Consider the following 24,235-nt stretch of genomic DNA (forward strand, 5'->3'; position numbering starts at 1 on the left):
TGATGAAGAAACCCTTACCCACCGGAAAAGCCGGGCAAGGAGGCGGGGATCGCGCACAGCGACCTGAACGTGACGACCCGGCGCGCAGATCCCGACCTCGACGCAGGCGTCGGCCCGCGGCCTGGTGAGCCCCTCACCTCGGCAGGGGGGCGCCGCGGCGGGGCCGCGCGCTGGCCGCGGAGCGCGCCCGGAGCGAGGCGACACACCGCGGCGCGTCTCGGGGACGCTCCGTGGCGCTCCGCGCGCGCCGGGGGATTGCCCTTTCGAAAATCGGATCCATTTGGTCGCCGACATGAACACGGAAAGCCCGAACCCCGAAACCAGCGGTTCCACGCCCTCTGCCGAGCCTTCGGGTGCGGCCCCGGGCCCGGAGACGCCCGCGTCGACCCCGTCCGAGGAGGCCAAGGCCGCCGGCGCGGTCGAGCTCCCCTTCCAGGCCGAGGTGCAGCAGGTCCTCGCGCTGGTCATCAACTCGCTCTACGCAAACCAGGAGGTCTTCCTCCGCGAGCTCATCTCGAACGCGTCGGACGCGCTCGACAAGGCCCGCTTCCTGGCCCTCACGCGCGAGGGCGTCGCTGAACAAGCCGGCGAGCCCGCGATCCTCATCACGCTCGACGACGCCGCCCACACCCTCACGATCGAGGACAACGGCATCGGGATGACCCGGGACGAGGTGGTGCAGAACCTCGGCACCATCGCCCGCTCGGGGTCGCTGGAGTTCCTGAAGGCCAACGCCGAGGCCGCCAAGCAGAAGAAGGACGGCGGCAAGCTCCAGCTCATCGGCCAGTTCGGCGTCGGCTTCTACGCCGCGTTCATGGTCGCCTCGCGCGTCGACGTGCAGACCCGCTCGATGCTGCCGGGCGCGGAGCCCGTCCTGTGGCGCTCGTCCGGCGCGGGCTCCTTCACCGTGGCCCCCGGCGATCGCGAGCACCCGGGCACGAAGATCGTCCTCCACCTCAAGGACGACGCGCGCGAGTACACGAAGGTGTGGCGGATCAAGGAGATCATCCGCAAGTACTCGGATTTCGTTCATTTCCCCATCAAGGTGAACGACGAGGTCGCAAACCGTTCGGCCGCGCTCTGGACGCTGCCCAAGTCGCAGATCACCGAGGAGCAGCACGCGGAGTTCTTCCGGCACGTGACCGGCGGCTACGAGGGGGAGAAGCCGCTGCTCACCGTGCACCTGTCGATCGACGCGCCCGTGCAGTTCCACGCCCTGCTCTACGTGCCCGAGAAGGCGCCGGCGGACATGTTCCACAAGGACCGCAGGGGCGTGCGCCTCTACGCGAAGCGGGTCCTCATCGTCGAGGACTGCGACAAGCTGACGCCGATGTACCTGCGCTTCCTGCGCGGCGTCGTCGACTCCGAGGACCTCTCGCTGAACGTCTCGCGCGAGATGCTCCAGGAGAACCGCACGCTCTCCCAGATCGAGCAGCAGATCGTCAAGCAGGTGCTCAAATCGCTCAAGGACCTCTCCGAGTCGGAGCCCGAGCGCTACGCGGCCTTCTGGAAGGAGTTCGGCCGGGTCATCAAGGAGGGGGTCACCAACGACTGGAAGAACAAGGACGCGATCGCCGAGCTCTGCCGGTTCGAGTCGATGAACACGGAGGCCGGCAAGGCCATCTCGCTCCGCGACTACGTGGCGAAGATGCCGGAGGCGCAGAAGGAGATCTATTACGTGACGGGGCTCGGCCGCCACGCGGTCGAGCAGAGCCCGCACCTCGAGGCGTTCCGGAAGCGCGGCTACGACGTGCTGTTCCTCGTGGATCCGGTCGACGAGTGGTTCGTGCAGTCGCTGAACGAGTTCGACAAGCGCCGCCTCAAGAGCGTGATGCACGGCGACGTCGACCTCGGCGCCGAACCGGAGAAGAAGGACGAGCCGGAGGCGTCGGTGGACGCGGCCGTGGCGGCGGTCAAGGCGGCGCTCGGCGACCGGGTGAAGGACGTGCGCGTCTCGCGGCGCCTGACCGACAGCGCGAGCTGCCTCGTCGCCGCCGAGGGGGACCCAGGGGCGAACTTCGAGCGGATCATGAAGCTCATCGACCAGAATACCGGGGAATCCAAGCGGATCCTGGAGCTCAACCCGGGCCACCCGGTGGTGAAGAACCTCGACATCCTGGCGGGGCGTGAGCCCGGCTCGGAGCGGGTGAAGCAGTGGTCCGAGCTCCTCCTGGACCAGGCCCTCCTCGTCGAGGGCGTGGTCCAGGAGCCGGCGAAGCTCGTCCGGCGCATCCAGGACCTGCTCGCGCAGGTCAGCTCCGCCGCCGTCGGTCAACCCTGACGAGCCGCGGTTTCTTGGCCGGGGTCGAGCGTCGGTGATAGGCGCGGGACGAGGTCGGCAGGATGTCCCGAATCGCAACACCGGCGCTCGGCCGCCGGGCCTTTCTTCGTGCGCTCGGCGCGGCGGGCGGCGCCCTGGCCGCGCCGGGGCTCTGGGCGCCGGCGCCGGCGCTCGCCAGGGCGGCCTCCAGGGTGAGGACCGTCGAGGCGTCGGACATCGGCGTGACGCTCAAGATCGAGCTGTCGAACGCGCCGTTTCCCTGCGACGGGGCTCCCTACCAGGACGCCACGGCGATGGTCTTCGTGCCGGCCCATTACCGCGCGCCGGAGAGCGATGAGCTCGACCTCGTGATCCACTTCCACGGCCACGTCACGACCGCGGAGCGGGCCATCGCGGCGCACAAGCTCCGCGAGCAGCTCCACGAGAGCAAGCAGAACGCGGTGCTCGTGGTGCCGCAGTGCGCGGTGAACGCGGCGGAGTCGCCCCCGGGCAAGCTGGGGCAGAAGGGCGGCCTCCGGCGGCTCTGCGGCGAGCTCGGGTCGGTGCTCGCGAGCCCCTCGGCGCGGCGGGCGCTCGGCGATCGCGCCATCCCGCGGAAGGCGAGGCTCGGGAGGCTCTGCCTGTCGGCGCACTCGGGCGGATACCGCGTCGCGGCCGCGTGCCTGCGCCACGGCGGCTGCGAGGTGAACGAGGTGTACCTGTTCGACGCGCTGTACGGCGAGGTCGACGCGTTCCGCGACTGGGTGCTCGAGCGGAAGAGCCGGACGGGGCGGGACAGGCACAAGCTCATCAGCCACTTCGTCGCGGGCGACGTGCGGCGGCTCAACCTCGAGCTCGAGCGCGCGCTCGAGGCGCAGGGCGTCGCCTGCCTGCACGAGCGGCGCCCGGGCGAGCTCACGCGCAAGCAGCTCCTGGACGGCCGCGCCATCTTCATCCAGGTCCCGCTCGCGCACAGCGCGGTGACGTTCGAGCAGAACGCGTTCCGCGACTGCCTGTTCGCGTCGGGCTTCCGCCGGCAGCTCCGATCCAGCTGGTTCAAGAAGAAGGACGAGCCGCGCCGGATCGACGTGCGGCGCGGGTCCTGACGTCGTCCCGCCGCCGCGGCGCCGCGTGCGGGGGCGCCGGCCGTGGCGGCGCGCGTCAGTGCCGGAGCGAGACGTTGGCCAGCGCGAGGCGCGCGTCGTTGACGTACGCGCTGTCCGGGAAGCGGCGGATGAACGACCGCAGCGTCGTCTTCGCGTCGTTCCAGGCCTGGATGTCGAGGAGGCACTCGGCGAGGAGGAAGGTCGCGTCATCCATGACCTCCCGATCGGGCGACGCCTCGGAGAGCGTCATGAGCAGCGGGATCGCGTCGCGCTGCCGGTTCAGCCTGCGGTAGGCGCGCGCCAGGTTGAGGCGGGCCGACGGGGTGTGCGACGCCGTCTCCTTCTGCCGGATCGCGTCCTCGAAGGCGACAGCGGCCTCGTGCCAGCGGCCCGTCCGCATGTGATCGAGGCCCGTCTGGTACGATTTGATCGAGAGCTCCGAGCGCGACTTGTCGACCGAGTCCGAGAAGAACGCGAGCTCGGCCCGGGTGAGCGGCGCCTTGCGCAGCGCCTCGAAGCCCTCGATCACCTCCTGTCGCCGCTCGGCACGGATGAGCTCGTAGAACGCCGCGGCGTCGCTCTCGGCCTTGGCGCGCGCGTCGCTCCGCTGCTGCATCTCCTTGAGATCGGCCTCGTGCTTCGCGATGCGGTCGCGCGCGCCCTTGGTCTCGGCCTGGACGGCGTCCACGCGTGCGTCCCAGGCGAGCTTGACCACGCCGATCACCACGATCACGAAGAGCAGGTTCGCGCTCGCGCTGTTCCAGAAGGCGCGCCGCTCGTACGCCATCTGGCGCTTGGAGATGCTCTTCAGATCCGCGGCGAGGGCGTTCGTGAGGTTGTTCGTCTTGATGATGAGCCCACGGGATTCCACGATCTCACGCTTGATCTCCCTGAGCTCGTCGTCGAAGTCGTGCATTTTCAGGTCCTGAAACCGTGCCCTGTGCAGGAGGCTGTGCTCGTGCTAAGGGGGCCGCGAACGCGGACCCCCGACCTGTAGACGGAGGCCGCGAACGCGGACCCCCGACCCGTGGAAGGGGCCGCGAACGCGGACCCCCGCGCCGCGCCAGGGTGCCGCGGACGCGGATCCCCGGCCTCGCCGACAGGCCGCCCTTACGCTACCAGGAAGCTCTCCCCATGGACACAAGCGACATCCGAAAAGGCCTCAAGTTTATGGTCGACGGCCAGCCCTACTCGGTCATCGACTTCCAGTTCGTCAAGCCGGGAAAGGGGCAGGCGTTCACCCGCGTCAAGATCCGGAACATGGCGACGGGCGCGGTGCTCGAGCGCACGTACAAATCGGGCGAGAAGCTGGAGCCGGCGGACGTGGAGGAGCGCAGCCTCCAGTACATCTATCCGGAGGGCACCGACTTCGTGTTCATGGACGCGGCGACCGGCGAGCAGCTCACGGTCCCCGGCGACAAGATCGGCGATGACTCGAAGTGGCTGAGCGACGGGATGTCGATCGACGTGACCCTGTTCAACGGGTTGCCGATCGGCGTCAGCATGCCCCCGCACGTGGTGCTCCAGATCGTGAGCAGCGAGCCGGGCGTCAAGGGCGACACGGCGAGCGGCGCCACCAAGCCCGCCACGGTGTCGACCGGCGCGACCGTCAACGTCCCGCTCTTCGTGAAGGAGGGCGAGTGGATCAAGATCGACACGACCGACGGCAAGTACCTGGAGCGCGTCAACAAGGGCTGAGCCCCGGCTGACCTCCGGGGTCCGAGCGCCGACGGAGGTCACTTCGCCTCGAAGATCACGGCGGCCGCGCCGGCGACGCACGCGACGCGGGCGCCTCCGTTGGCCGGCGCGCACGCCGTCGCCTGCGCGAGGTCGCCGCCCGTCCAGAGGCGCGCGGCGCCGCCCGCGGTCGCCACGAGGAGCCCGCCGGCGGCGGGGATCGCCAGCGTGGCGCCGTCCGGCGACCGCGCCGCGCCCTGAGGCGCGGGCGTCGTGAGCGGGAACGACAGCGCGGACGAGGCCGGCGCGGCCGCCCGCAGGTCGATCGAGATCAGCGCGGCGCCGAGGGCGATGTCGAAGCCGCGCTCGGACGCGGCGAGCGGAACGAACGGCAGGCGCTCCGTCCCGGCGCAGCGCTCGGGCGCGGCCGCGCCGGGCCGGGCGCGAGGCCCCTGGCCGCGGAGCAGCGGGAGCGGGACCTCCATCTCGCCGACGGCATCGGGCGAGCTGCGGAAGAGCGCGAGCAAGGTGGGCGCGTCGCAGCGCCGCTCGACGGCGACGAGCTCAGCGGGCCCGGCATGGACGGCGGCGGGCCAGGGAGGGATGTCCGTCGCGGACTCGGTGGACGTGGCCGGGTCGACGCGGACGACGCCCTGCGCGGTCCTGACGAGCAGGGCGCCGCTCGCCTCGAACGCGAGCGGGCCGAAGGCGCCGGTCCTCGTCGGCTGCGGGGCGGCGGCGGTGCGGTACACGGCGGCGGCGGTCGCCGGCGGCGCGAGCTTCGCGAGGAGCTTGCCGTCCTCCTTGGTGCGCGCGTCGGCGCCGCCCCGGTCGAGCGCCGCGATGGCCGCGATCGGCGCGCCCCGCGTGGACGCCGCGACCGCCTCCGCGTGGCCGATGGCGGCCGCGAGCCCCGGCTCGCCGCAGCGCACCGGGCCAGGGCCCGTCCAGACGAGGGCCTCGCCGGCGCGCGCGGCGTCGCGGCCTGTTGTCGCTCCGGCGCCGCTCTCGGCGTCGGCGCAGAGGGCCGCGTGGAGCCGGCGCAGCCGCTGGGCGGAGGCGGCCACGGCCGGCGCTGTCGACTTGCCGCGCGCGTCCCGGAGCAGGGAGGCGGCGAGGGCGCGCAGCGCCTCGCCGGGCTGGGCCGCGTCGCGCGAGAGGCCGGCGGGGCGATCCAGGAAGACGAGCGGGGCGCGGATCTCGGACGCGGCGCCCGCCGGGGCAGGGAACGGGCGCAGGGCGCCCGAGAGGCCGACCGAGACGATGAGGTCGTCGCGGCCGTCCGCGTCGCGGTCCGCGACCTCGAGGGAGGCGGAGAGCGCTTCCTCCGCAGGCGGCGCGCGGAGGCGGAGCTCCAGGGCGAGCTCCGGCGGCGCGCCCGCGCCCGCGGCGGGCTCGGGCAGGCGGATCACGGCGAGCCAGCGCGTCGGGCCCGTACCCGCGGCGCCGCGGTGAGCGCCGCCGCACTGCGGGGCGAAATCGAAGGCGAGCGCGGAGGGGCCGATCTGGCTGAGGCCGACGCGCGGAGTGCACCCCTGCGCGTCGAGATCGCCGGGGAGCGCGGCGAGCGTGCGCAGCGCCTGCGGCCGCGCGGCGGGCGCGAGCAGGAGCTCGCCGCGCAGGCCGTCGGGCGACCGCGCCCAGGCGACGAGATCGCGCGCGCCGTCCCCGTCGACGTCGAGGAGGAGCCCGGTCTCGAACGTGCGCCCGGTCGGCGCCGCGGCCACGGCGCCGCCCTCGAGGGGCCACTGCTTGCCGCCCTCTGGCGCCGGGACGCTCGGCACGACCGCGAACCGAGGCGCGGCGGCGTCCGGAGCGCCGGCGTCGGCCTCGGGGCCGGCGGTCGCCGCGCCAGGGCCGACGCCGCTCAGCGGGGGCGGGGAGCCGGAGGGCTCCGCCGAGCCGAGCGTGTAGGGCGTGTAGGGCCTGGAGCTCGGGCAGCCATCGCAGCCGGCGGCGGCGAGGAGCGGGAGCAGGGCGCGGAGGAGCTTCGAGCAGGATCGATCGGGCATCGCGGGCGGACCCGGCGGCGCACCGGTGTGCGGCGGGCGGCGCAGGCGTAGCACGGGCGGCGGGCGGGCGTCGTGGAGCCGGCGCGCCATCCAGCCGCCCGCGCGCCGGATGGCGCCGGTGCGCCTTTCGGAGTAGCTTGATCGAGGGTAGATGAGCGGGCCGAAGCCTCCCAGGGCCGTCGAAGGCGAAGACTATTACCTCGAGGGAGGCCGGGTGGTTTTTACAGAGGCGTATCACCTGAAGCGGGGATACTGCTGTAACTCCAAGTGCCGCCACTGCCCTTACCGGGAGAGGGCGCCGGCAGAGTCGATCCCCGTCGCGCTGCCTCGGCTGAAGCTCCCCTGACCCGGAGAGCCCCGGCGCATCATGGAATGTCGGTTGATCCGGATTGCGTGGAGCGTCTAGGATTTCGCGCCTACATCCGCGCGGGAGCTCCTATGCGTCGCAGTCTTCACCCTCTGCTCTGCTGCCTCTTGCTCTCCGTGCCCGTCGGCTGCGACGCCACGTCGGCGAACAGGCCGCCGTCCCACGATACGTCGGCGGAGCTGCCGAGCGTGGACACGGATGGCGATGGGATCAGCGATGCGGTTGAAGGGCGCGACGTGGCGGTCGACACGGATCGCGACGGTCAGCCGGATTTCGAGGACACCGACTCCGACGGCGACGGGCTGTCCGACAAGCTCGAGGGCGCTCCCTTCCCAGGGGAAGCAAAGCCGCGTGACAGCGACGGCGACGGGGTGCCGGATTACCGCGACGAGGACTCCGACAACAACGGGCTACCCGACGAGGACGACGGCGACGGTGACCGCGACCGCGATGGAAGCGCCGATTACGTGGATCCCGACGATGACGGCGACGGCCTCCTGGATGTGGTCGAGCTCGGGCCAAGCCCGCTCGATCCGGTGAACACCGACGGCGACAGCTGGCCTGATTTCCGTGACAGGGACTCCGACGACGACGATATCCTGGATCGGTTCGAGAGAGCGTTCGACGCCGACGGCGACGGGATCCCGGCGTTTCGAGATCTCGACTCGGACGGCGACTGCCGGCCCGATTCGATCGAGCGCGGCGACGGCGATCCCGAGCAGCCGCCCGTCGACAGCGACAGGGACGGCGGGGCCGATTTCCTCGACCTGGACAGCGACAACGACAGCCTGCTCGACGAGCTCGAGGACCTCAATTGCGACGGCGTGCTCGACCCGGGCGAGTCCAGCACCGCGCGCGAGGACACGGACGAGGACGGCGTGAACGATCTCATCGAGCAGGCCGCCGGCACGGACCCGAACGACGATCTGGACAACCCGCGGGCCAGCGGGGATTTCGTGTTCATCATGCCTTATCAGGGCCGCCCGGATCCCGCGCAGGACACGCTAAATTTCTCGACCAACATCTCGCAGGCCGACGTGGTGTTCGCGATGGATACCACCTCATCCATGACCCGCGCGATCAGGACAATGCAGGAAGCGCTCCAGGAGATGATCGCTCAGCTCGCCGAAGAGATCCCGAGCATCGGCATCGGGGTGACGCATTACAGGGACTTCCCGATCGACCCGTACGGGGCGACCGAGCCGGTCTACAAGGATCAGCCATTCTACCTGGAGCACCGGGTGATGAGCGTCCACACGCCGGGAGGGCGCACCTCCGTGCAGAAGGCGGTGAATCGCCTCTCGGCCAAGGGGGGGCTCGATGAACCGGAGAGCGGCTGGGAGGCTCTCTATCAGATCGCCACCGGGGAGGGCACGCGCGAGGGCCACGCCAACGTTCCCATGTTCAACCCGTCGAGCGCGCCGCCGGGCACGATCCCGCCCGGCGAGGCGGTCGGGACCCGCGGCGGCGTGGGCTTCCGCGCCGGCTCGCTGCCCATCGTGGTGATGATCACCGACATGCCGAACCACAACGGGACGATCCCGCGGTACGACTACTCCGGGCTGGAGTCGCCGAGCCACGCGGAGGCGCTGCGCGCGGTGACCGGCCTGGGAGGCCGCCTCATCGGCATGTCCATCGTGACGCCGACCCCCGAATCGGCCGAGGCGCAGGCGGACCTCACGGCCGGCGCGCTGGCGACCGGATCGGTGGTTCCGCCGGCGGCGTGGGGGCCTGAGGGCACGCGCCCGCCGAATTGCGCGGTCGGGCAGTGCTGCACCGGCGAGAACGGGAGCGGCGTGACGGTGGAGAACGGCAAGTGCCCGCTCGTGTTCGAGGTCTCCAACACCGGCGCAGGCCTGAACCTGTCCGTCGTGCAGGCGATCAAGGTGCTCACGAACTATGTCACGCTCGATATCTCGGCGACGCCGGAGGTCGACGAGAACGAAACGATCGACGCCGTGAGCGCGTTCGTCGACAGGATCATCGCGAACAACAGCGCCTCTGAGCCCTGCACCGCCGGGCTCAAGGTCATCGACAGGAACCTCGACGGCGTCGAGGACACGTATACCAACGTGCTCCCGGGGCCCACGGTCTGCTTCGACGTGATTCCGAAGGTCAACGTCTCCGTGCCTCCGACGACGGAGCCGCAGGTGTTCACGGCGAACATCGTCGTCACCGGCGACAGCGTGGCCACGCTCAGCACCCGCAAGGTCTTCTTCCTCGTCCCGCCGGAGATCCCGGTGCCCCCCATCGACTGATGAGCCTCCAGCGCTCGCGGCCCACTGGAGGCCCCGCGAGCGCTGCTTCACGCGGCACGTATCATGAGCAAAGACTCTGGCATCGAGGGGGCGCCGACGTCCGGGGAGGCCCGCGGCGCGGCGCTCTGGGAGCTCGCGCGGCTCTTCTTCCGGCTGGGCGCCACGGCCTTCGGCGGCCCCGCGGCCCATGTCGCGATGATGGAGGACGAGGTGGTCCGCCGGCGCGGCTGGATGACGCGCGAAGACTTCCTCGATCTCTATGGTGCCACGAACCTCATCCCGGGACCCAGCTCGACCGAGCTCGCGATCCACATCGGGCATCGACGGGCCGGCTGGGCGGGCCTGCTCGTGGCCGGAGGGTGCTTCATCGTTCCGGCGGCGCTCATCACGCTCGGGTTTGCGTGGGGCTATGTCCGGTTCGGCGCGGTGCCGGAGATGTCGGCGCTCCTCTACGGGGTGAAGCCGGTGATCATCGCGGTCGTGGCCCAGGCGCTCTGGGGTCTCGGCCGCGCCGGGCTGCGCTCGGGGCGCTCGCTCGGCCTCGCGGCGCTCTGCGCGGGCGCGAGCCTCTTCGGGATCCACGAGCTCGCGGTCCTGGCCGGCGCGGGCGCGCTCGCCGTGTCGCACCGGCTCGCGGCCGGGCGCCCCGCGGGCCCGCCTCCCGGCGCGGCGGCCGCCGTCCCGCTCGCCGTCCCGCTCGCCGGCGGCGCCGCCGCGACGGCCGCGGCGGCGGGCGTGCCGTTCGGGCTCCTGCCGCTGTTCCTGTTCTTCGTCAAGGTGGGCTCGGTCCTCTTCGGGAGTGGTTATGTGCTCCTCGCGTTCCTCCGCGCGGATCTCGTCGAGCGATACCGGTGGATGACGGAGGCGCAGCTGCTCGACGCGGTGGCGGTCGGCCAGGTGACGCCCGGACCCGTCTTCACGACGGCCACGTTCATCGGTTATCTCCTCGGCCGCGTCCCGGGCGCGCTGGTCGCCACGGCGGGCATCTTCCTTCCTGCGTTCCTCTTCGTCGCGCTGAGCGGACCCCTGATCCCCCGCGTCCGCCGTTCGGCCGTGGCCTCGGCCTTCCTGGACGGCGTGAACGCGGCGTCGCTCGCCCTGATGGCGGTCGTGTCGTTCCGCCTCGCCCGCGCGGCGGTGGTCGATTGGCTCACGGGCGCCCTGGCCATCGCGGCAGCGCTCCTGCTCATCCGGTACCGCGTGAGCTCGCTCTGGCTCATCCTGGCCGGCGCCGTCATCGGCGTCGCGTCGGTTCACGTCTGAGCCGGCGCTCCTCGCTGCTCCGGCCCCCTCTCGCCGTGCCCGCGCCCGGGGAGCAGCCCGGGATCCCTCGTCCCCGCTACCTGGCGGGCGATCGCAGGGAAGACGGCTCGTCCGCGGCCACCAGCGCCGTCCCGGGCCCGATGTGGAACGCGTTGCCTCGCCAGGAGACCCGCCGGTTCGAATAGGCGTTCAGCCAGCAGAAGAACCAGCACAGCGTCCGGAGCGGCTCCACCGCCACCAGCGCCAGGTTGGAGCGCGCCGGGCGCAGCATCCTCAGGGCCAGGAAGGCCCCCAGGCTCTGGAGCGTCCAGGCGAACAGCCACATCTCCAGCGCGAGGCCCGTCGGGTTGAGCAGCAACGTGAGCCACGCGATGAGCAGCGGCGAGTTGAGCGGCTCCGCGGCGAAGCAGCGCGGAACGAGCGTGCGCCGCATCTTCGCCCAGCGGGTGTGTCGATCCAGCATGCGCGTGAGAGAGCAGCTCGTGTTGCGGTTCTCGATCGGATCCAGGCAGAGATCGACGACGAACCCGCACGCGCTGAAGCGCTGTCCGAGCATGTCGTCCTCCGCCAGCACGTTGGCCACGCTCTCGAACCCTCCCACCCGCGCGAGATCGACCCGCCGCATCGCCATCGATTTGCCCACGCTGATCGACCGCCCCGCGAGCTCGGCGGCGGCGACGACCCCGGGCGCGATGAACGCCCCGAGCTGCGCGTTCTCGACCACCGCGCCGAGCGTCCGCTCCCCCGTGCCCACGACGACGCTCGAGACGAGCCCCACGCCCGGTCGCATCAAGATCGACAGCAGCGAGCGGAGGTAGTCTGGGCGGACACACACGTTCGCGTCCGAGATGACGAGGACGCTGCCCTCGGCTCTGCGCTCGAGCTCGAGGAGCTGCGCCACCTTCGGGTTCAACGCCTCGCTCGGATCCGTCAGGCAGAGCCGCGCCTTCAGCTCGGGGTGCGCCGCGATGAAGGCCTGGATCACCGGCACCGCCCGGTCTTCTCGCGAGGCCACGCCGAAGACGATCTCGTAACAGGGGTAATCGAGCCGGGCGAAGGATTCGAGGTTGTCGACGAGCCCGTCGTCGACGCCCGCGACGGGCTTGAGGATGCTGACGAACGGGGTCGCCCCGGATGGTCGCCACGCGTCGACCGGCGCCACGAGCCGGTGCCGCGCGATCCTCCAGAGGAAGGAGGTTTGGATCGTCGTGTAGATGATGGATGACAGCGCCGTCGGCGCGACCGTCGCCAGATCTCCCCAATCCATGGATGGCCATGCTGATCGAACCGCGTGGCGTCTCGATGGCCGGACCGCAAACCCAGCGCTGACTTTTCGCGACCGAGGTGTGACAGCCCCTCATCGCCACGACACACCGCGATGGCCGGCACGAACTCGAGGTGTTACGTGAGATCCGTCGCCGACACACCCGCGCCGAGGTAACGCGAGCCCATCGGCGCGGCCGGGCAGCGTCAGCTGATGCGGCCGATGAGCTCGCGCGTGATGTTCTTCTGGTGCGACTCGAGCGTGCCGCCGCCGATCTCGAGCAGCTTGGCGTCGCGGAAGAACCGCTCCACCTTGTACTCGGTGCAGTAGCCCCAGCCGCCGAGCACCTGCATGGCGTTGTCGGCCACCTCCTTGCCCACCGGCGCGGCGAAGAGCTTCGCCGCGTCGGTCCCGAGCCGATTTCTCCGCTCGGGGCTGACGTTGCGCGCCACCGCGTAGATGAGGGCGCGCGCCGCCTCGGTCTTGGCGTAGCTCTCCGCGATGTAGCGCTGGATCTGCCCGTGCTCGGCGATGGGCTTGCCAAAGCTCCTCCGCTCTCCGGCGTACTGGATCATGATCTCCAGACAGCGGTCCGCGATACCCAGGCTCATGGCCGCGAGCGTGAGGCGCTCCAGCTCCAGGTTCCTCATCATGTTGCGGATGCCGCCCCCCTCCTGGCCGAGGACGTTCCAGGCAGGAACGACGCAGTCGTCGAAGAGGAGCTCGCTCATCGTGCTCCCCCGCATTCCCATCTTCGGGGTCTTCTCGTCGGTCGAGAACCCGGGGAACCCCCGCTCCACAACGAAGGTCGTGACCCGGCCCTCGATGGTCGCATAGACAAGGAAGATCTGGGCCTCCGGGGCGTTCGTGATGAGCGCTTTGCGCCCCTTCAGGATGTACCGATCCCCGTCGCGCCGGGCGAACGTCTTCATGCCGAGGACGTCTGTCCCGCTCGTCGGCTCGGTCATGCCCATCGCGCCGATCCACTCGCCGGAGAGCACCTTCGGCAGGTACCGCGCGCGCTGCTCGTCATTGCCGGCGTGGAAGAAGTTGTTCACGAACAACATCGCGTGGGCGAGGTACGCGAGCGTGAACCCGGGATCGCTCTTCGCGAGCTCGTGGTGGACGATCACCGCGGCGACCGCGTCCATGCCCGCGCCCCCGTGCTCCGAGGGCACGGTCACGCCGAGCAGGCCGAGCTCGCCGAGCCGCCGCATCAGGGGAACGTTCAGGGTGGCGCTCCGGTCGTGCTCGTCGGCCTGCGGCTCGACGACCTCACGGGCGAAATCCCGCACCATCTGCCGCAGCATCCGGTGCTCTTCCGTCGGGTTTTCCAGATCGCTTGCCATTGCGGAGGATGACGCGCTCATCGCGGCCCAACGTAGCACGCGCGGCCGCGCATCAGCGATGGGGTGGCACGCTGTTCGCCTCGTCCCTGGACGGACCGTCATCGAAGGGGGCACGAATGAGAAGCTGGACCGATGTGGTGCTCTGGAGCGTGGTGCTGGTCTCGCTGCTGACCTGGCTGCTCGCCATGGTCGGTGTGCTGGCCGTGCACCCGTGGACCCCCGCGCTCCTCGTGATCGCCGCCGCCTTCGCCGTGACCGGGATGCTACGGAAGATGCCCGGGCGGCCGCGGCTCTGAGCCGGCGGGAGCGGCCGCGGCGCCCGGCGGCGCGTCCGTCGCTGTCGCTGGCGGCGAGGGCCCGTCCTGGCAGCACCGGACGCCGGTCGAGTAATCGAGGTAGCTCCTCGGGTGGGCCGTGATCAGCGCCTCGCAGCCTGCGCGGGTCGAGCGCGCGTAGAAGCCGCCGGCGAACGCTCCGCCCGGCTCGTTCACCCACTCATCGAGGTTGCCCACGAGATCGTAGACCGCGTCGCTGCCCCAGCGGCTCCTGCACCGCGGGCTCCCGCCCGTCTCCCGGAGCAGCGGCTCGCGGGCGCTGCGCACGCGGTTCAGCCGGGGATCCAGGTGGCCAACCGACGCATTGCCGTGGAGCAGCGCGGCGGGGTGCGCCGGCCGGTAGACATTGCACGCGCCCTCCTCGAACGTGTCGCCGTACGGGTAGAGCGTGTCGTCCTCGCCGCGGCACGCCGTGACGAACTCCTCGACCGAGCAGAGCCGCTTGCCGGCCGCGGCGCAGGCGCTCTCGGCCACGAGGCCGGTCACGTAGCCGCTCGGCCGCACCCCGGACCGCGAGCGGGCGAGGGCGGCGATCGCCCGGCCGCGCTGCCAGGGGGCGAGCAGCGGCAGGGGGAAGGCGCGCGCGTGGACGTCGCCGATCCGCCGCAGGCCGGTCGACCAGTCGGCGAGGGTGAGCTCGAGCAGGTTCGGGGTCGACGGGTAGTCGGGCGAGAGCGCCTGTCCGGTGGCGCCGTCGACGAGCATCGCCTCGAAGCGATCGACGCAGAAGCGGCCGCCGTCGATGGCCACCATGTCGGCCGGACACGCGGGCGCGCCCGGCAGCGCGGCGGCGGGCGCCTCCGCGGGCTCTCCTGCGGCCGGGCGCGCCGCGCCCGCGCTCGCGGGCAGCGCGGGGCGCGCGACGCCGGCTTCGGCCTGCGCGTCGAGGCCGCTCACGGCGCTCCCGAACCACCGCAGGCTGCCGTCGGAGGCCCAGACCGCATCACCCACCACGCACGCGCCGGGCGCCGCGAGCTCCGGGACGGTCACGAAGGCGCCGGGCGCCGGGGCCGGGACCGCGCGCCGCGCGGGCTGCCCGTCGACGCAGAGCGCGCCCGTGTCGTCGGCCGGCCAGGGCTGCGACGCGAGCTCGGCGCCTTCGTCGTCCAGCCACACAACGTGGCGCCGGGCCGCGTCGCTGAGCAGCGCGCCCCCCTCGGGCAGGGCGACGAGCCGCACCGCGAGGTCGCCCTCGCCGATCGGCAGCGAGGTCGCGCGCGCCGCGCCGGGCCGGCCGAGCGCGTCGATCGAGAGCGCCACGACCCTGCGCGGATCCGCGGCGCTCACGCCGGCGACGATGGCCCCGCCGCCGCGGCGCTCGCATGCGTCGAACCCCGCGCGCACCGGCGACGCGATGGTGAGGGCGGGCGGCGCGCGGCCTGCGCCGTGGGGATCGGGCGCGACGGGCGCGACGGGCGCGAGCCCGCCCTGAGCGCCGAGCCCGGTGAGCGCGCCCGAGGCGTCGATCCCGGTGATCTGGAGCCTGTCGCCGAGCACCTCGAGGAAGAGCCCGCGCTCGCGGCCCCCGACGAGCGCCGTGCTGTCCTCGTGCGCGCGCCCCCGCAGCGCGGGCACCACGAGCGGCTCGGGCAGGAGCCGCCCCACGTCGGTCCTCGCGAGCCACCAGGACGACCCGATGCGCGCGGCGCGCCGCCTGTCGGTGGGGCGCTCCGGCTCGCCGATCGGCGTGGCCGGCGCGCCGCCGGCGGCGCCTGCCGGCGCTGCGCCGCCGCTCTCCGGCGCCGCCGCCGCGGTGACCAGGGCGCGCGCGTCGAGCCGGTGGAGCTGCCCCGCGGCGAAGGCGAGCCCCTCGCCGTCCGTCGCGAGCGCGCCCCACGCGATGCGCGCGCGCCGCGCCGGGAACGGGTCCGGCTCGCGGCGCGGCTGCCCGTCGGCGCGCGAGGCCGAGAAGAGCCCGCCGGAGATCGTCTGGAAGTACGCGCGATCTCCCGCCCACGCGGCGAGCCCCGGATCGTACCCCGGCTGCCCCGCGGCGCGCCGGGCGCCGCTCGCGGCGATGCGCTCGAGGGCGCCGATCTCGGCCGGCGTGACCGGGGTCGCGTCCGCGAGGCGCGCCGGATCCACGGCGCAGACCGCCCTGGGCGCGGCGCCGGCGGCCAGCCGCTGGAGCGAGGGCGCGACGCGCGTCGCCTGGCAGGCCCCGTTGCGGCCGGTGACGTCGACGACCACGGCGCCTGCGCTCGCCGTCACGAGGCGCGGATCCTGGTGGCCGCGCAGCGCGCCGTACTCGAGGTCGCCCTCGACAACGACGGCGCGCCGGCCCGGATCGAGCTTGCCGTCCTCGCCGAGCGAGGCGAAGGCGATCTGCGCGCTCCCGAGCCACGACGTGCTCGTCTTCTTCGAGCTCACCGCGTAAAATAAGAGGTCGATCGCGCCTGGCCGCCCGCCTGCGTCGATCAGCCCCATGCCGTCGAGCGGCGGCCGGAAGCGCAGCCCGGTGGGGGACGACGTGGCCGCGATCCCTTCGGACGGCGAGACCCAGCGGAGCCGCACCTCGACCTCGGGCGGCGGGTCCGGCCGCTTCGGCCGGTGCGCGGGGCGCGTGGTCTTCGTGGGCCGACCGTCGCGCCCGCGGTGCTCGCCGCGCTTCTTCCGCGTGGCCTTGCCGCTCGCGCCGGAGGTCTTTGCCGGCTGCTTCGGCTTCGCCACCGTCGCCTTGCGGCCGGGGGCCTTGCGCGCGGGCTTCGCCGCGGCGGAGCGCTCGCGCGCGGCGCGCTTGGCCGGCGTCGTGGCGCTGCCGCGCGGCGCGGCCTCGGCGAGCTCGAGCAGCGCGACGCGCTCGCCCACGGCGGCCATCGCGTGCGCTCGGATCGGGGCGCACGTGCGCGGCGCGGCCGAGGCCTCGCCGGGGAGGATGGCCGTCACGCAGAGCTCGCCGCCTTGCGAGGTGAGCAGCGTGGTGGTCCCGTCCGGGGAGGAGAGGGCGCCGGCGAGGTCCTCGTCGAGGAGCAGGTGCGGCGGTCCGAGCTCGCCGGTGGCAGCGTCGAGCCGCCTGACCCAGCCGGCGCGATCCGACGACAGCTTGGAGAGGAGCAGCACCGAGCGGCGGTCGAGCGACGGCTCGATCGTGAACGGGAGCGGCTGCACCGTCGCGGTGCCGAGCGGCGTGCGGCCGGGGGGAGCCACGCTCGCCAGGGGGGCCACGGCGGCGCCGATCGAGGGCGCGCTCTCCGGGGCGGGGGCCGGGGCCGGGCTTGTGCCGGGCGCGTGCGCCGCGGTGCCGGTCTGTGCGGGCGCGTCCCGCAGGGAGCCGCCGGAGCAGGCGCCCGCGCCGCAGGCGAGCGGTACGAGCAGGGCAGGGAGCACAGATCGGGGGGAGAGGGGGGATCGGGGACGACGCATCCTTCGCTCGCGCTCGGGTCTCCTTGCCCGCGTGGCTGCCCGGGGCGGCCGAGCCTAGCGCGGGCGCCGTCCGCACGCTCGCGGTTGGTTCGGAAATGGCAGAGAGGCGCCAAGGGGCGCGAGGTCCAGGGGAGATGGAGTCGAGTACAAAAAAGGTCTATCTAGAGCGCGCCGATGCGACAGGGAATGTCGTCGTCACAGAGCTCATCGCAGGTGAGAGCCCCGTCGTCCGAGTGGCCGAGACCTGGTTCCACCCTCAGGGGGGCGGTCAACAATCCGATCGAGGCACCATGGGTCCGGCGCGCGTGCTGCATGTGGCTCACAATGGCGGCATGGTGGACCATTAAAAGGAAAGGGAGCCGAGTTCGCGTCGCTTATGACGCGCTACCTCCCTGATTTCTGAACATGAGCCTCTCGACGGACCGAAGCTTGCACGATTCATAAGATTGCGTGCAGCGCTCCTCCGTCGTTGGTCCTCCATGACAGATGCAACCTAAGCTCCCGTTCCGTCCGGGTGCAACCCAGGCTCCCGGTCTGAACCGTTCCCCACGCCACCAGTCCGTGCCCGGCGCAGGTTGACGCCGAGCGATCGCTGCGGGTACCGTCGTCGCGTGCTGTGGGGGCGCCATTGTTATGGGTGCGCCGGATGCCTGACTCCACGCCTTTCGCTGTCGGCGCAGTCAAGGCGGCGGGTAGCCCTCCTGCGCCCGGCCGGCGCGATGGCGCGGAGGTCAGCGACCTGCCTGGTCACGAGCGCAGCGCGTGCGACGCTCACCGGGGTACCGACATGCAGGCCGGCCAAGAGCCCGGCGCGTCCGATTCCGCGGATGCCACAAGGACGGATCCTGGGGGCGCCGAGGCTGCCGGATTGCTCGGCCTCCGGAGGGGCGCGTGTGTGGTTGCGCCGGCTGGCTTCAGCGGGGTTGACAGCGCAGTGGACGACCTGGCGCGTCTCCGGCGCCGGAGGTGCGTGATGCGACGATACGGCTCGTTGTTCCTGCTCGCCCTGCTGGCGTGCGTCCTGCCCGAGGACGGTGCGTCCGTTCGAGGGCAAGCGCGCATCGGGTCGATCGGCCCTGGCGCTGGGGTGATCGAGGTGATCGAGGCACCGTACGCAGGGGAGATCGAGGGGGGTCCCGAGAGTGCGACACAGGAGGAGGACGAGCAACTCGATCGATGGTTCGCTCGTGAATCGGTGGTCGTCATCAACGGCGAGGTCATCGACCACGAGGAGATCGCGGCGCGTCGCCGCGCCGCACGCCGCGAAGCAGCCCGAAACGACCTCCCCGGACGGCTATCCAGCGCCATCAGCGAGCAGATCAGGGGGGTGAAGGTCCTGGCCTTCAAGATGAGGGTCTGGGTCGAGGGAGTGCGCTGCGACAACAAACGGTTCACGTCGCCGCCACCTGCGCCGGCGGGCCGCTGCTTGGACGGAGCTGAGGACTGCGACGACGCTGCTCGGAGGTGACCGGCGTTCTCTCGCTGGCCGCACGGCGTGGGCTGGGTGATGGGTATGAGCGTTGAATGGACGAAAGACATCCTTCTCATCTGGCGCATAGCCCGCAAGACGCACTCTGGTGGCTTGTCGGCGGAGGAGCGGCGCGCTCTCGCTGAGGAGTTTGGCGTGAGCGAGCAGGTGATTTTGCGTTACGAGCGCGCGAGGACTGTCTACGACTTGTCGATGGCCCAGGAGCGGTGGCGTCAGGCCAAGTGGGAAACGATTCTGCGGATGACAGAAGGCGGAAAGACGTTCGAGGACGAGAAATTTCCAGACGAGTTGGAGGCGACGTTGGAGAGGTTGAGGGATGCGGAGCCGGAGAATGAGATCACCCGCGAGCTTCGTGACGCCAGGGACGCGATCAGGGTAGAGCTCGGCTTACCCCCCGTCCCGACCGAAGACTACTCATGAGCCCTCCCTCGCGAACGCGCCCGAACGCTCGGTCTCGATCGGCTCATTCACGTAAAGTGAACCCATCCAGTCTGGCGGCGAATCCGCAGGCAAGGCTCGCATGCGGTATCGGAGGTGCGTGATGCGACGATGCATGTTGTTGATTCTGTTGGCTCTGTTGGGCTGCTCTGTCCCCGATGATGATGCATCTGGTCGGGTCCGGGCGTGGCTTGAGTCCCTCGATCCGGACGCTGATGTGGTCGAGGTTCGGTGCACCGGAAACCTCGAAGAGCCCCCTGGGAGCGGAACGTGGACGGAGTACGAGCGTGTTGATCGGTGGACTGCTCGGGAAGTACTGGGAGCTTTCAAAATAGATGGCGTCGATTGGGCCGAAGTCGTGGCGCGTTGCATTAGCAACAGCGAATATTACTTTCCCAGATGGCTTCTCGACAAATTGAGCGACAAGATGTCGACGGCGGACCGCATGCTCTTCAAGATGAGCTTCCATGTCGACGACGTCCGCTGCAACGGCACCCCGCTCAGGTCGCCGCCACCGACGCCGGTGCGCAGCTGTCCGAACGACATCGATGGTTGCGACGACGCTCCTCCGATGGCGAGCGACCTCCCTCCGCTGCTCCCACCGCCGGGCGGAGGCGACTTCTGAGCGACGGCCTCTCACTGTGCCGGGTCGTTGCCGCCGTCGCCGTCACCTTGCTCCCCGGAATCGCCCGCGCGGGCGAGCTCGATCTGGAGGCGGGCCTCGGCGTGGGCATCACGTCGCTGGGCGAGCGTCGCGCCACGGGAGGGATGACCCTGCAGCCCAGCATCGCGCTGGGCTGGCGGTTCGCCGAATGGGGCAGCCTTCGTTACCGCAATGCGATCTCCTTCTTCAATTTGAAGGATTTGCGCTGGATCGGCGTCATCGACGTGAACGCCGCCGTGGTCGGGATCCACCACCGCGAGCTCACGCTGGAGCTCGGTCCGAGCCTCGACGTGTTCGCCGTGCCGCTCTGCGCCGACACGTGGTGCCAGCGTGAGCACGGCCTGGCGCCGGCCGTGCATCTGGGCGCGATGCTGTTGCCGGCACCGGAAAGCCGGCTTGGCGGCAGAGGCACCGTACATACGGCGTATATCCCAGGCATCGCCTGGTCCGGGATCTCCATCAGCATAGCCGTCGAGGGCGTCTATCGCTTTTGATGGGAATCACGGCGCGCGTCGCGTGCCGCGCGCGCCGTGTGCGTCCACAGGACGTTGGCTCACGCCGCGCAGGAGAGGCCGTAACGCCAGCGGGGCGGACCTCGAGCGACGACCGGATCGCGGGGCGTGAGGGGACGCCAGCCGTCGTGCTGTGGGGCGTGGAGGGACGCCGGCCGTCGTGCGCCGGGGCGTAGGGGGACGCCGGCCGGCATGCTGCGGGGCGTGGGGGGGACGCCGGCCGGCATGCTGCGGGGCGTGGGGGGGACGCCGGCCGGCATGCTGCGGCGCGTCGATACCATGCTGTCGCCTTGCCTGGCCATCGCCGGCCCGATAGCCAGGTCTGATGGGAAAAGCCGCATTTCTCGCCCGCCGGCTCACGCCGAGCGGGTGCATTGTTGCAGGTACGAAGCTCGCCGCTCACCGGGAGGCCCTGAAATCGAAGAAGATCAAGCTCGCTGCCAAGGTCGACGCAGCGGTCCAGTCCGTCATCGCGTCCACTGAGGCCCTCGAGGCGCTCGGGAGCATCGACGCCACGATGGTGGAGATCGATCGCGGCACCGACCGGTGCATCGGAGCGTTCAGCGGCCAGCTCGCCAGCATCGAGCGCGCGTTCGATCACGACGACATCCTGCCGCTGACGGATGACGAGGCGGCGCGCCGCCGCGATGCGCTGCTGGTGCGCTCGGAGGTGCTGTCGTCGGGCACCGACTTCATCCGCCTCGTCTACTCCCAGCAGTGGGTGCGCATGAGCGCGATGATCAAGGCGCTCGAGGGCAAGGACGTGAAGGCGGCTGTCGAGCGTCTCGGCCTCTCGGCCGAGGTAGGCCGCCTCCAGCGCTGGACGGAGCTGTACGGCAAGAAGCTCGGCGTCACGGAAGCGAAGGCCGCGGATCCGGCCGTCAAGGCGGTCGAGGCGTGGCACGAGGCCTATGGCACGCTCCTGGTCCAGGCCCATGCCGAGTACGACGACGACAAGGACGAGACACACGCGCTCCTGCGCGACCGGCTGCTCTCGCCGTACGAGGACGCGGCGGAGGAAGAGCGGCGCGCCGACCAGCGGGCTCGCGCCGCCAGCGCCAGGAAGAAGGCCGACGTCGAGCCCGACCCGATCGGATAGCGCTGCTCCTCGCGTGCCCGCCCGCAGGCGACCGGCCATCCCACCCATTGCGCGAGGACGGCGCCGTTCGCCGGTTACCTCGCAACGCCGCTTCACGCCCAATTCCAGGTGACATTTCTCTCAGGTTTGCCCCGCCTGCCCCGCACGAGGGTCGAGCGGACCGAGCGAGCTACGGCGGCAGGAGTCCGCCTGGCCGTGCGCCCCCGCCAGCAGACGAGGGGAGCCAGGCGCAGTCTGGTGCTCGGTAACCTTCTCTTATCGCACGCCAGACCGTCCTCGGACGAGGCGACGCCGCAGCGCCTCTCCGCATCGTGAGACTGAACTAGACTCCGGGCATGCCTGACCCGGATCAGCCCCTCACCAACGACGACGAGGACGATGACCTGCTCAGCGAAGAGGACGAGGATCTGCTCGACTGGGCGTCCTGGGCCACGCTCTACGCCGTCGGCTACATCCGCATCCTCGCCGACGCGTTCGAGCGCGGCGACGCCGATCTCCAGGTGGATCCCTCGGCGTGGGAAAACACCCTGATCGCCGCCGAGGGGGCGATGTTGGAGCACGTCCGCGGTCGCCTGCACGGGCCTACAACCATCACCGTGGAAGACGTCGAGCGGATGCGGCGACTCCGCGGACTAGGCTCCGCTGCGCTCTCGAGCGGTGAGCGATCGCCCGAGCTCTACCCGCTCGCTCTTCGGTGCATGGAATCTCTGTTCGGACCGGACTGGAAGCGCGTGTCGCGGGAAGCCGCGTTCCACGCGCGCGCTCTCAATCAGGAGTTCCACCCTCGTAGCCGCACTTAACGGGAACTCCGGCGATGAACACACAGATGTCTCCGTTTTTGTAATAGTACCAGCTATGCCGAGCGGCCGTTCGTCGCCCTCCTGCTCCGCGCCCTCCACGTTCCCGTTCGCGACTTGGAGGATCCCCTCCAGACGGTGCTCCTCGGCGTCTGGCGCCGCGTCCGAGCGCGCCGCGCCCGAGCGCGCCGAGCGCGCCGTGGCCGGGCACAGCGGGGCCGCCGCGGACGGGCGCGCCGTGGCCGCGACCGTCGGGAGCGCTGGATCCCCGGCGGCTGTCGAGATCGCGGCCGCGGCGCCGTCACGCCCCCCTCCCGCAAGGCGGCTCCGCTCAGCGAGCACGACGCGACCGACGAGAGCACGTTGCTCAGCAGCGCCGGCCGTGCGCTCAGCGAAGGGAAGGCGACAGAGGCGCTCGACGTGCTGGCTTTGCACGAGCGGAATTACCCGCGCAGCCCGAGAGTCCAGCTTCGCGAGGCGCTGGCCATTCCGGCCCTCGTCCAGGCCGGGCGGCGCGCCGACGCCCGCGCGCGCGCCGAGCGGTTCCGCGCGGCGTTCCCTCACACGCTGTTTCTCCCCGCCATCGAGGCGGCTATAAGCAGAGCCCATGAGGGGCCCAGGCAGGGTGCCGCGCCAGCGCCAGGAGGAGCTCTGACACCGCAATGAGCGTCATCCAGCGCCGTAGGACGATGCCATGATGCAGGCGCTGGACGTGCTGATGCTCCTTCTCGGGCTGTCCACCCTCGGCGTGGCCCTGCTTGGCCTTCGTGCCCTGCTGCAGCGCCGGTGGGGTCGTGGCAGGACGCTCTGCCTCATCGCCGTAGCGGGAGGAATCGGGTGCGGCGTGTTGCCCTTCGTGGTCGCGTCGGGCATCGCGTCGAGCAGCGTGGATCCTGCGACCAAGGCCCGGCTCCTGGCGGAAACCGTGTCACGGTTGATGAACTGCGGGGCGGCGGGGCTCCTCGCGCTCCCGCTCGGGGGCGTCGGTGCGCTGGTCAGCCTCGTCGGCGCGTGGAGATCGCGCCGCTGAGCAGCCGAGAGGGGCCGGTGAGCTCCGACCCTCCGCGAGCGGGCGCGCGGGGTCGTCGGGTCCGCTCGCGAGGGAGAACTCCGGTACGGCTGTCCGCCGCAGCGCCCAAACGGGAGGACGCCGCCGGCCGGACCCGAGGCCGTGCAGGTGGTGCTCGACCGTCCGCGGGGCGCGGGCTAGCCTGTACCTATCCACGATGAGCAAGAAGCTGGACGACGAGTTGGCCCAGGCGCTGTCTCTCGCAGAGCAGCAGGATACGCCCGCGGTGGTGAAGCCGGCAGCGGCGAGCCCGGCCCCGAAGGCGCGCCCGTCGCGCAGCCTCGGCCTGCTGGCGACGCTGCTCGTGATGGTGGGCGCGCTCGTCGCCCTGTTCCTCGTCGGCTTCAAGGAAGCGGCCGTCTACGCGACGCCGGTCGACCAGCTGCTCGCGTCGAAGGACAAGCTCACCGGCCGCAAGGTCCGGGTCGAGGGCGAGCTCGTGCCCGGCACGCTGGTCAAGCGCGATTCGCCCTGCGAGTACCGCTTCCAGATCCACGGCACGCAGGCGCCGCTGCCCGTGCGCTACGCCCAGTGCGTCATCCCCGACACCTTCCGCGACGTCCCGAGCGGCGGCGTCCAGGTGACCGTCGAGGGCACGCTCTCGCAGGGCGGCGACTTCGAGGCGAGCCTCGTGATGGCCAAGTGCACCTCGAAGTACGATCCCAACTCGCACGAGATGAAGGGCGGCGCCCAGCCCGGCGAGGGCCCGCTCTCGCTCAACTGAGCGCTTCCCGCCCGAAGGCGCCGCCGCGCGCGGCGCCGGCACGCCCAGAGGCGCCACCGCGCGCGGCGCCGACACGACCGGATCCCTCTCCCCGCTCCCCGGCAAGCCGCCGACTGGCTCGCTCGCGGGACCTTGAGCCTCCTCGACAAGCTGGCTAAGAGACATCCCCGGCCTGACGCCCGAGGAGGA

General features: G+C 71.4%; 20 protein-coding genes. 15 read left to right on the forward strand and 5 right to left on the reverse strand.

Features of this window, described 5'->3' with window-relative positions; genetic code table 11:
- Positions 1-292 precede the first annotated feature (292 nt).
- Entirely contained in the window at positions 293-2,281 is a 1,989-nt protein-coding gene (gene htpG / locus WMF22_RS50275; RefSeq protein ID WP_438034362.1) for a molecular chaperone HtpG, read from the forward strand.
- A 62-nt stretch (positions 2,282-2,343) separates the two neighbouring features.
- Complete coding sequence (locus tag WMF22_RS50280) at positions 2,344-3,366, forward strand: hypothetical protein (protein WP_438034363.1); 1,023 nt, start codon at positions 2,344-2,346, stop codon at positions 3,364-3,366.
- 55 nt (positions 3,367-3,421) lie between these two features.
- Here WMF22_RS50280 and WMF22_RS50285 read toward each other — a convergent pair whose 3' ends face one another.
- Complete coding sequence (locus tag WMF22_RS50285; protein ID WP_437296962.1) at positions 3,422-4,282, reverse strand: tetratricopeptide repeat protein; 861 nt, start codon at positions 4,280-4,282, stop codon at positions 3,422-3,424.
- Positions 4,283-4,500: 218 nt separating this feature from the next.
- On the opposite strand from WMF22_RS50285, the gene efp reads away from it, so the two are divergent.
- The gene (efp, locus tag WMF22_RS50290) at positions 4,501-5,064 is read left to right on the forward strand and encodes an elongation factor P (RefSeq protein WP_437296963.1); all 564 of its coding nucleotides are present in this window, start codon (positions 4,501-4,503) and stop codon (positions 5,062-5,064) included.
- Positions 5,065-5,102: 38 nt separating this feature from the next.
- Here efp and WMF22_RS50295 read toward each other — a convergent pair whose 3' ends face one another.
- Positions 5,103-7,055 (reverse strand): hypothetical protein, encoded by a 1,953-nt coding sequence (locus WMF22_RS50295; RefSeq protein ID WP_438034364.1) that lies wholly within the window; start codon positions 7,053-7,055, stop codon positions 5,103-5,105.
- Positions 7,056-7,206: 151 nt separating this feature from the next.
- On the opposite strand from WMF22_RS50295, the gene WMF22_RS50300 reads away from it, so the two are divergent.
- The 3 genes from WMF22_RS50300 to chrA all read left to right on the forward strand — a co-directional run bounded on the left by WMF22_RS50300 (position 7,207) and on the right by chrA (position 10,943).
- Positions 7,207-7,401 (forward strand): DUF5522 domain-containing protein, encoded by a 195-nt coding sequence (locus tag WMF22_RS50300; protein ID WP_080599224.1) that lies wholly within the window; start codon positions 7,207-7,209, stop codon positions 7,399-7,401.
- Between the two features lie 92 nt (positions 7,402-7,493).
- Positions 7,494-9,680 carry a VWA domain-containing protein gene (locus tag WMF22_RS50305; protein WP_438034365.1) on the forward strand — a complete coding sequence of 729 codons (2,187 nt, stop codon included), beginning with the start codon at positions 7,494-7,496 and terminating at the stop codon, positions 9,678-9,680.
- Between the two features lie 63 nt (positions 9,681-9,743).
- Positions 9,744-10,943, forward strand: a complete 1,200-nt coding sequence (gene chrA, locus WMF22_RS50310; protein WP_438034366.1) for a chromate efflux transporter — start codon at positions 9,744-9,746, stop codon at positions 10,941-10,943.
- Between the two features lie 76 nt (positions 10,944-11,019).
- Here the strand turns inward: chrA and WMF22_RS50315 are convergent, their stop codons facing one another.
- Together WMF22_RS50315 and WMF22_RS50320 are read right to left on the reverse strand one after the other, a co-directional pair.
- Positions 11,020-12,210, reverse strand: coding sequence for a glycosyltransferase (locus WMF22_RS50315; RefSeq protein ID WP_437296967.1), 1,191 nt, complete (start codon positions 12,208-12,210; stop codon positions 11,020-11,022).
- A gap of 203 nt (positions 12,211-12,413) precedes the next feature.
- Entirely contained in the window at positions 12,414-13,556 is a 1,143-nt protein-coding gene (locus WMF22_RS50320; protein ID WP_437296968.1) for an acyl-CoA dehydrogenase family protein, read from the reverse strand.
- 116 nt (positions 13,557-13,672) lie between these two features.
- Between WMF22_RS50320 and WMF22_RS50325 the strand changes: the two genes are divergently transcribed.
- Positions 13,673-13,852, forward strand: coding sequence for a hypothetical protein (locus WMF22_RS50325; protein ID WP_437296969.1), 180 nt, complete (start codon positions 13,673-13,675; stop codon positions 13,850-13,852).
- On the opposite strand, the gene WMF22_RS50330 is transcribed toward WMF22_RS50325, so the two are convergent.
- Complete coding sequence (locus WMF22_RS50330; protein WP_438034367.1) at positions 13,820-17,218, reverse strand: hypothetical protein; 3,399 nt, start codon at positions 17,216-17,218, stop codon at positions 13,820-13,822. The two genes, WMF22_RS50325 and WMF22_RS50330, sit on opposite strands and share 33 nt — an antisense overlap.
- Positions 17,219-18,341: 1,123 nt before the next feature.
- Between WMF22_RS50330 and WMF22_RS50335 the strand changes: the two genes are divergently transcribed.
- The 8 genes from WMF22_RS50335 to WMF22_RS50370 all read left to right on the forward strand — a co-directional run bounded on the left by WMF22_RS50335 (position 18,342) and on the right by WMF22_RS50370 (position 24,046).
- Positions 18,342-18,722, forward strand: a complete 381-nt coding sequence (locus tag WMF22_RS50335; RefSeq protein WP_438034368.1) for a hypothetical protein — start codon at positions 18,342-18,344, stop codon at positions 18,720-18,722.
- A 45-nt stretch (positions 18,723-18,767) separates the two neighbouring features.
- A complete protein-coding gene (locus WMF22_RS50340) occupies positions 18,768-19,163 on the forward strand; it encodes a hypothetical protein (protein ID WP_438034369.1) in 396 nt (131 codons plus the stop codon).
- 445 nt (positions 19,164-19,608) lie between these two features.
- Positions 19,609-19,806 carry a hypothetical protein gene (locus WMF22_RS50345; RefSeq protein ID WP_438034370.1) on the forward strand — a complete coding sequence of 66 codons (198 nt, stop codon included), beginning with the start codon at positions 19,609-19,611 and terminating at the stop codon, positions 19,804-19,806.
- 47 nt (positions 19,807-19,853) lie between these two features.
- Entirely contained in the window at positions 19,854-20,339 is a 486-nt protein-coding gene (locus WMF22_RS50350; protein ID WP_438034371.1) for a hypothetical protein, read from the forward strand.
- 343 nt (positions 20,340-20,682) lie between these two features.
- On the forward strand, positions 20,683-21,456 hold the full coding sequence (locus WMF22_RS50355; protein ID WP_437296978.1) for a phosphoenolpyruvate--protein phosphotransferase: 774 nt from the start codon (positions 20,683-20,685) through the stop codon (positions 21,454-21,456).
- A gap of 335 nt (positions 21,457-21,791) precedes the next feature.
- Positions 21,792-22,256: a hypothetical protein gene (locus WMF22_RS50360; RefSeq protein ID WP_438034372.1), complete on the forward strand. Its 465-nt coding sequence runs from the start codon at positions 21,792-21,794 to the stop codon at positions 22,254-22,256.
- 691 nt (positions 22,257-22,947) lie between these two features.
- On the forward strand, positions 22,948-23,283 hold the full coding sequence (locus tag WMF22_RS50365; protein ID WP_437296981.1) for a hypothetical protein: 336 nt from the start codon (positions 22,948-22,950) through the stop codon (positions 23,281-23,283).
- A gap of 196 nt (positions 23,284-23,479) precedes the next feature.
- The gene (locus WMF22_RS50370) at positions 23,480-24,046 is read left to right on the forward strand and encodes a cytochrome c maturation protein CcmE (protein ID WP_437296982.1); all 567 of its coding nucleotides are present in this window, start codon (positions 23,480-23,482) and stop codon (positions 24,044-24,046) included.
- The last annotated feature ends 189 nt before the right edge of the window (positions 24,047-24,235 follow it).

The organism is Sorangium sp. So ce204 (assembly GCF_051526795.1).
Taxonomy (GTDB): Bacteria; Myxococcota_A; Polyangia; order Polyangiales; family Polyangiaceae; genus Sorangium; species Sorangium cellulosum_B.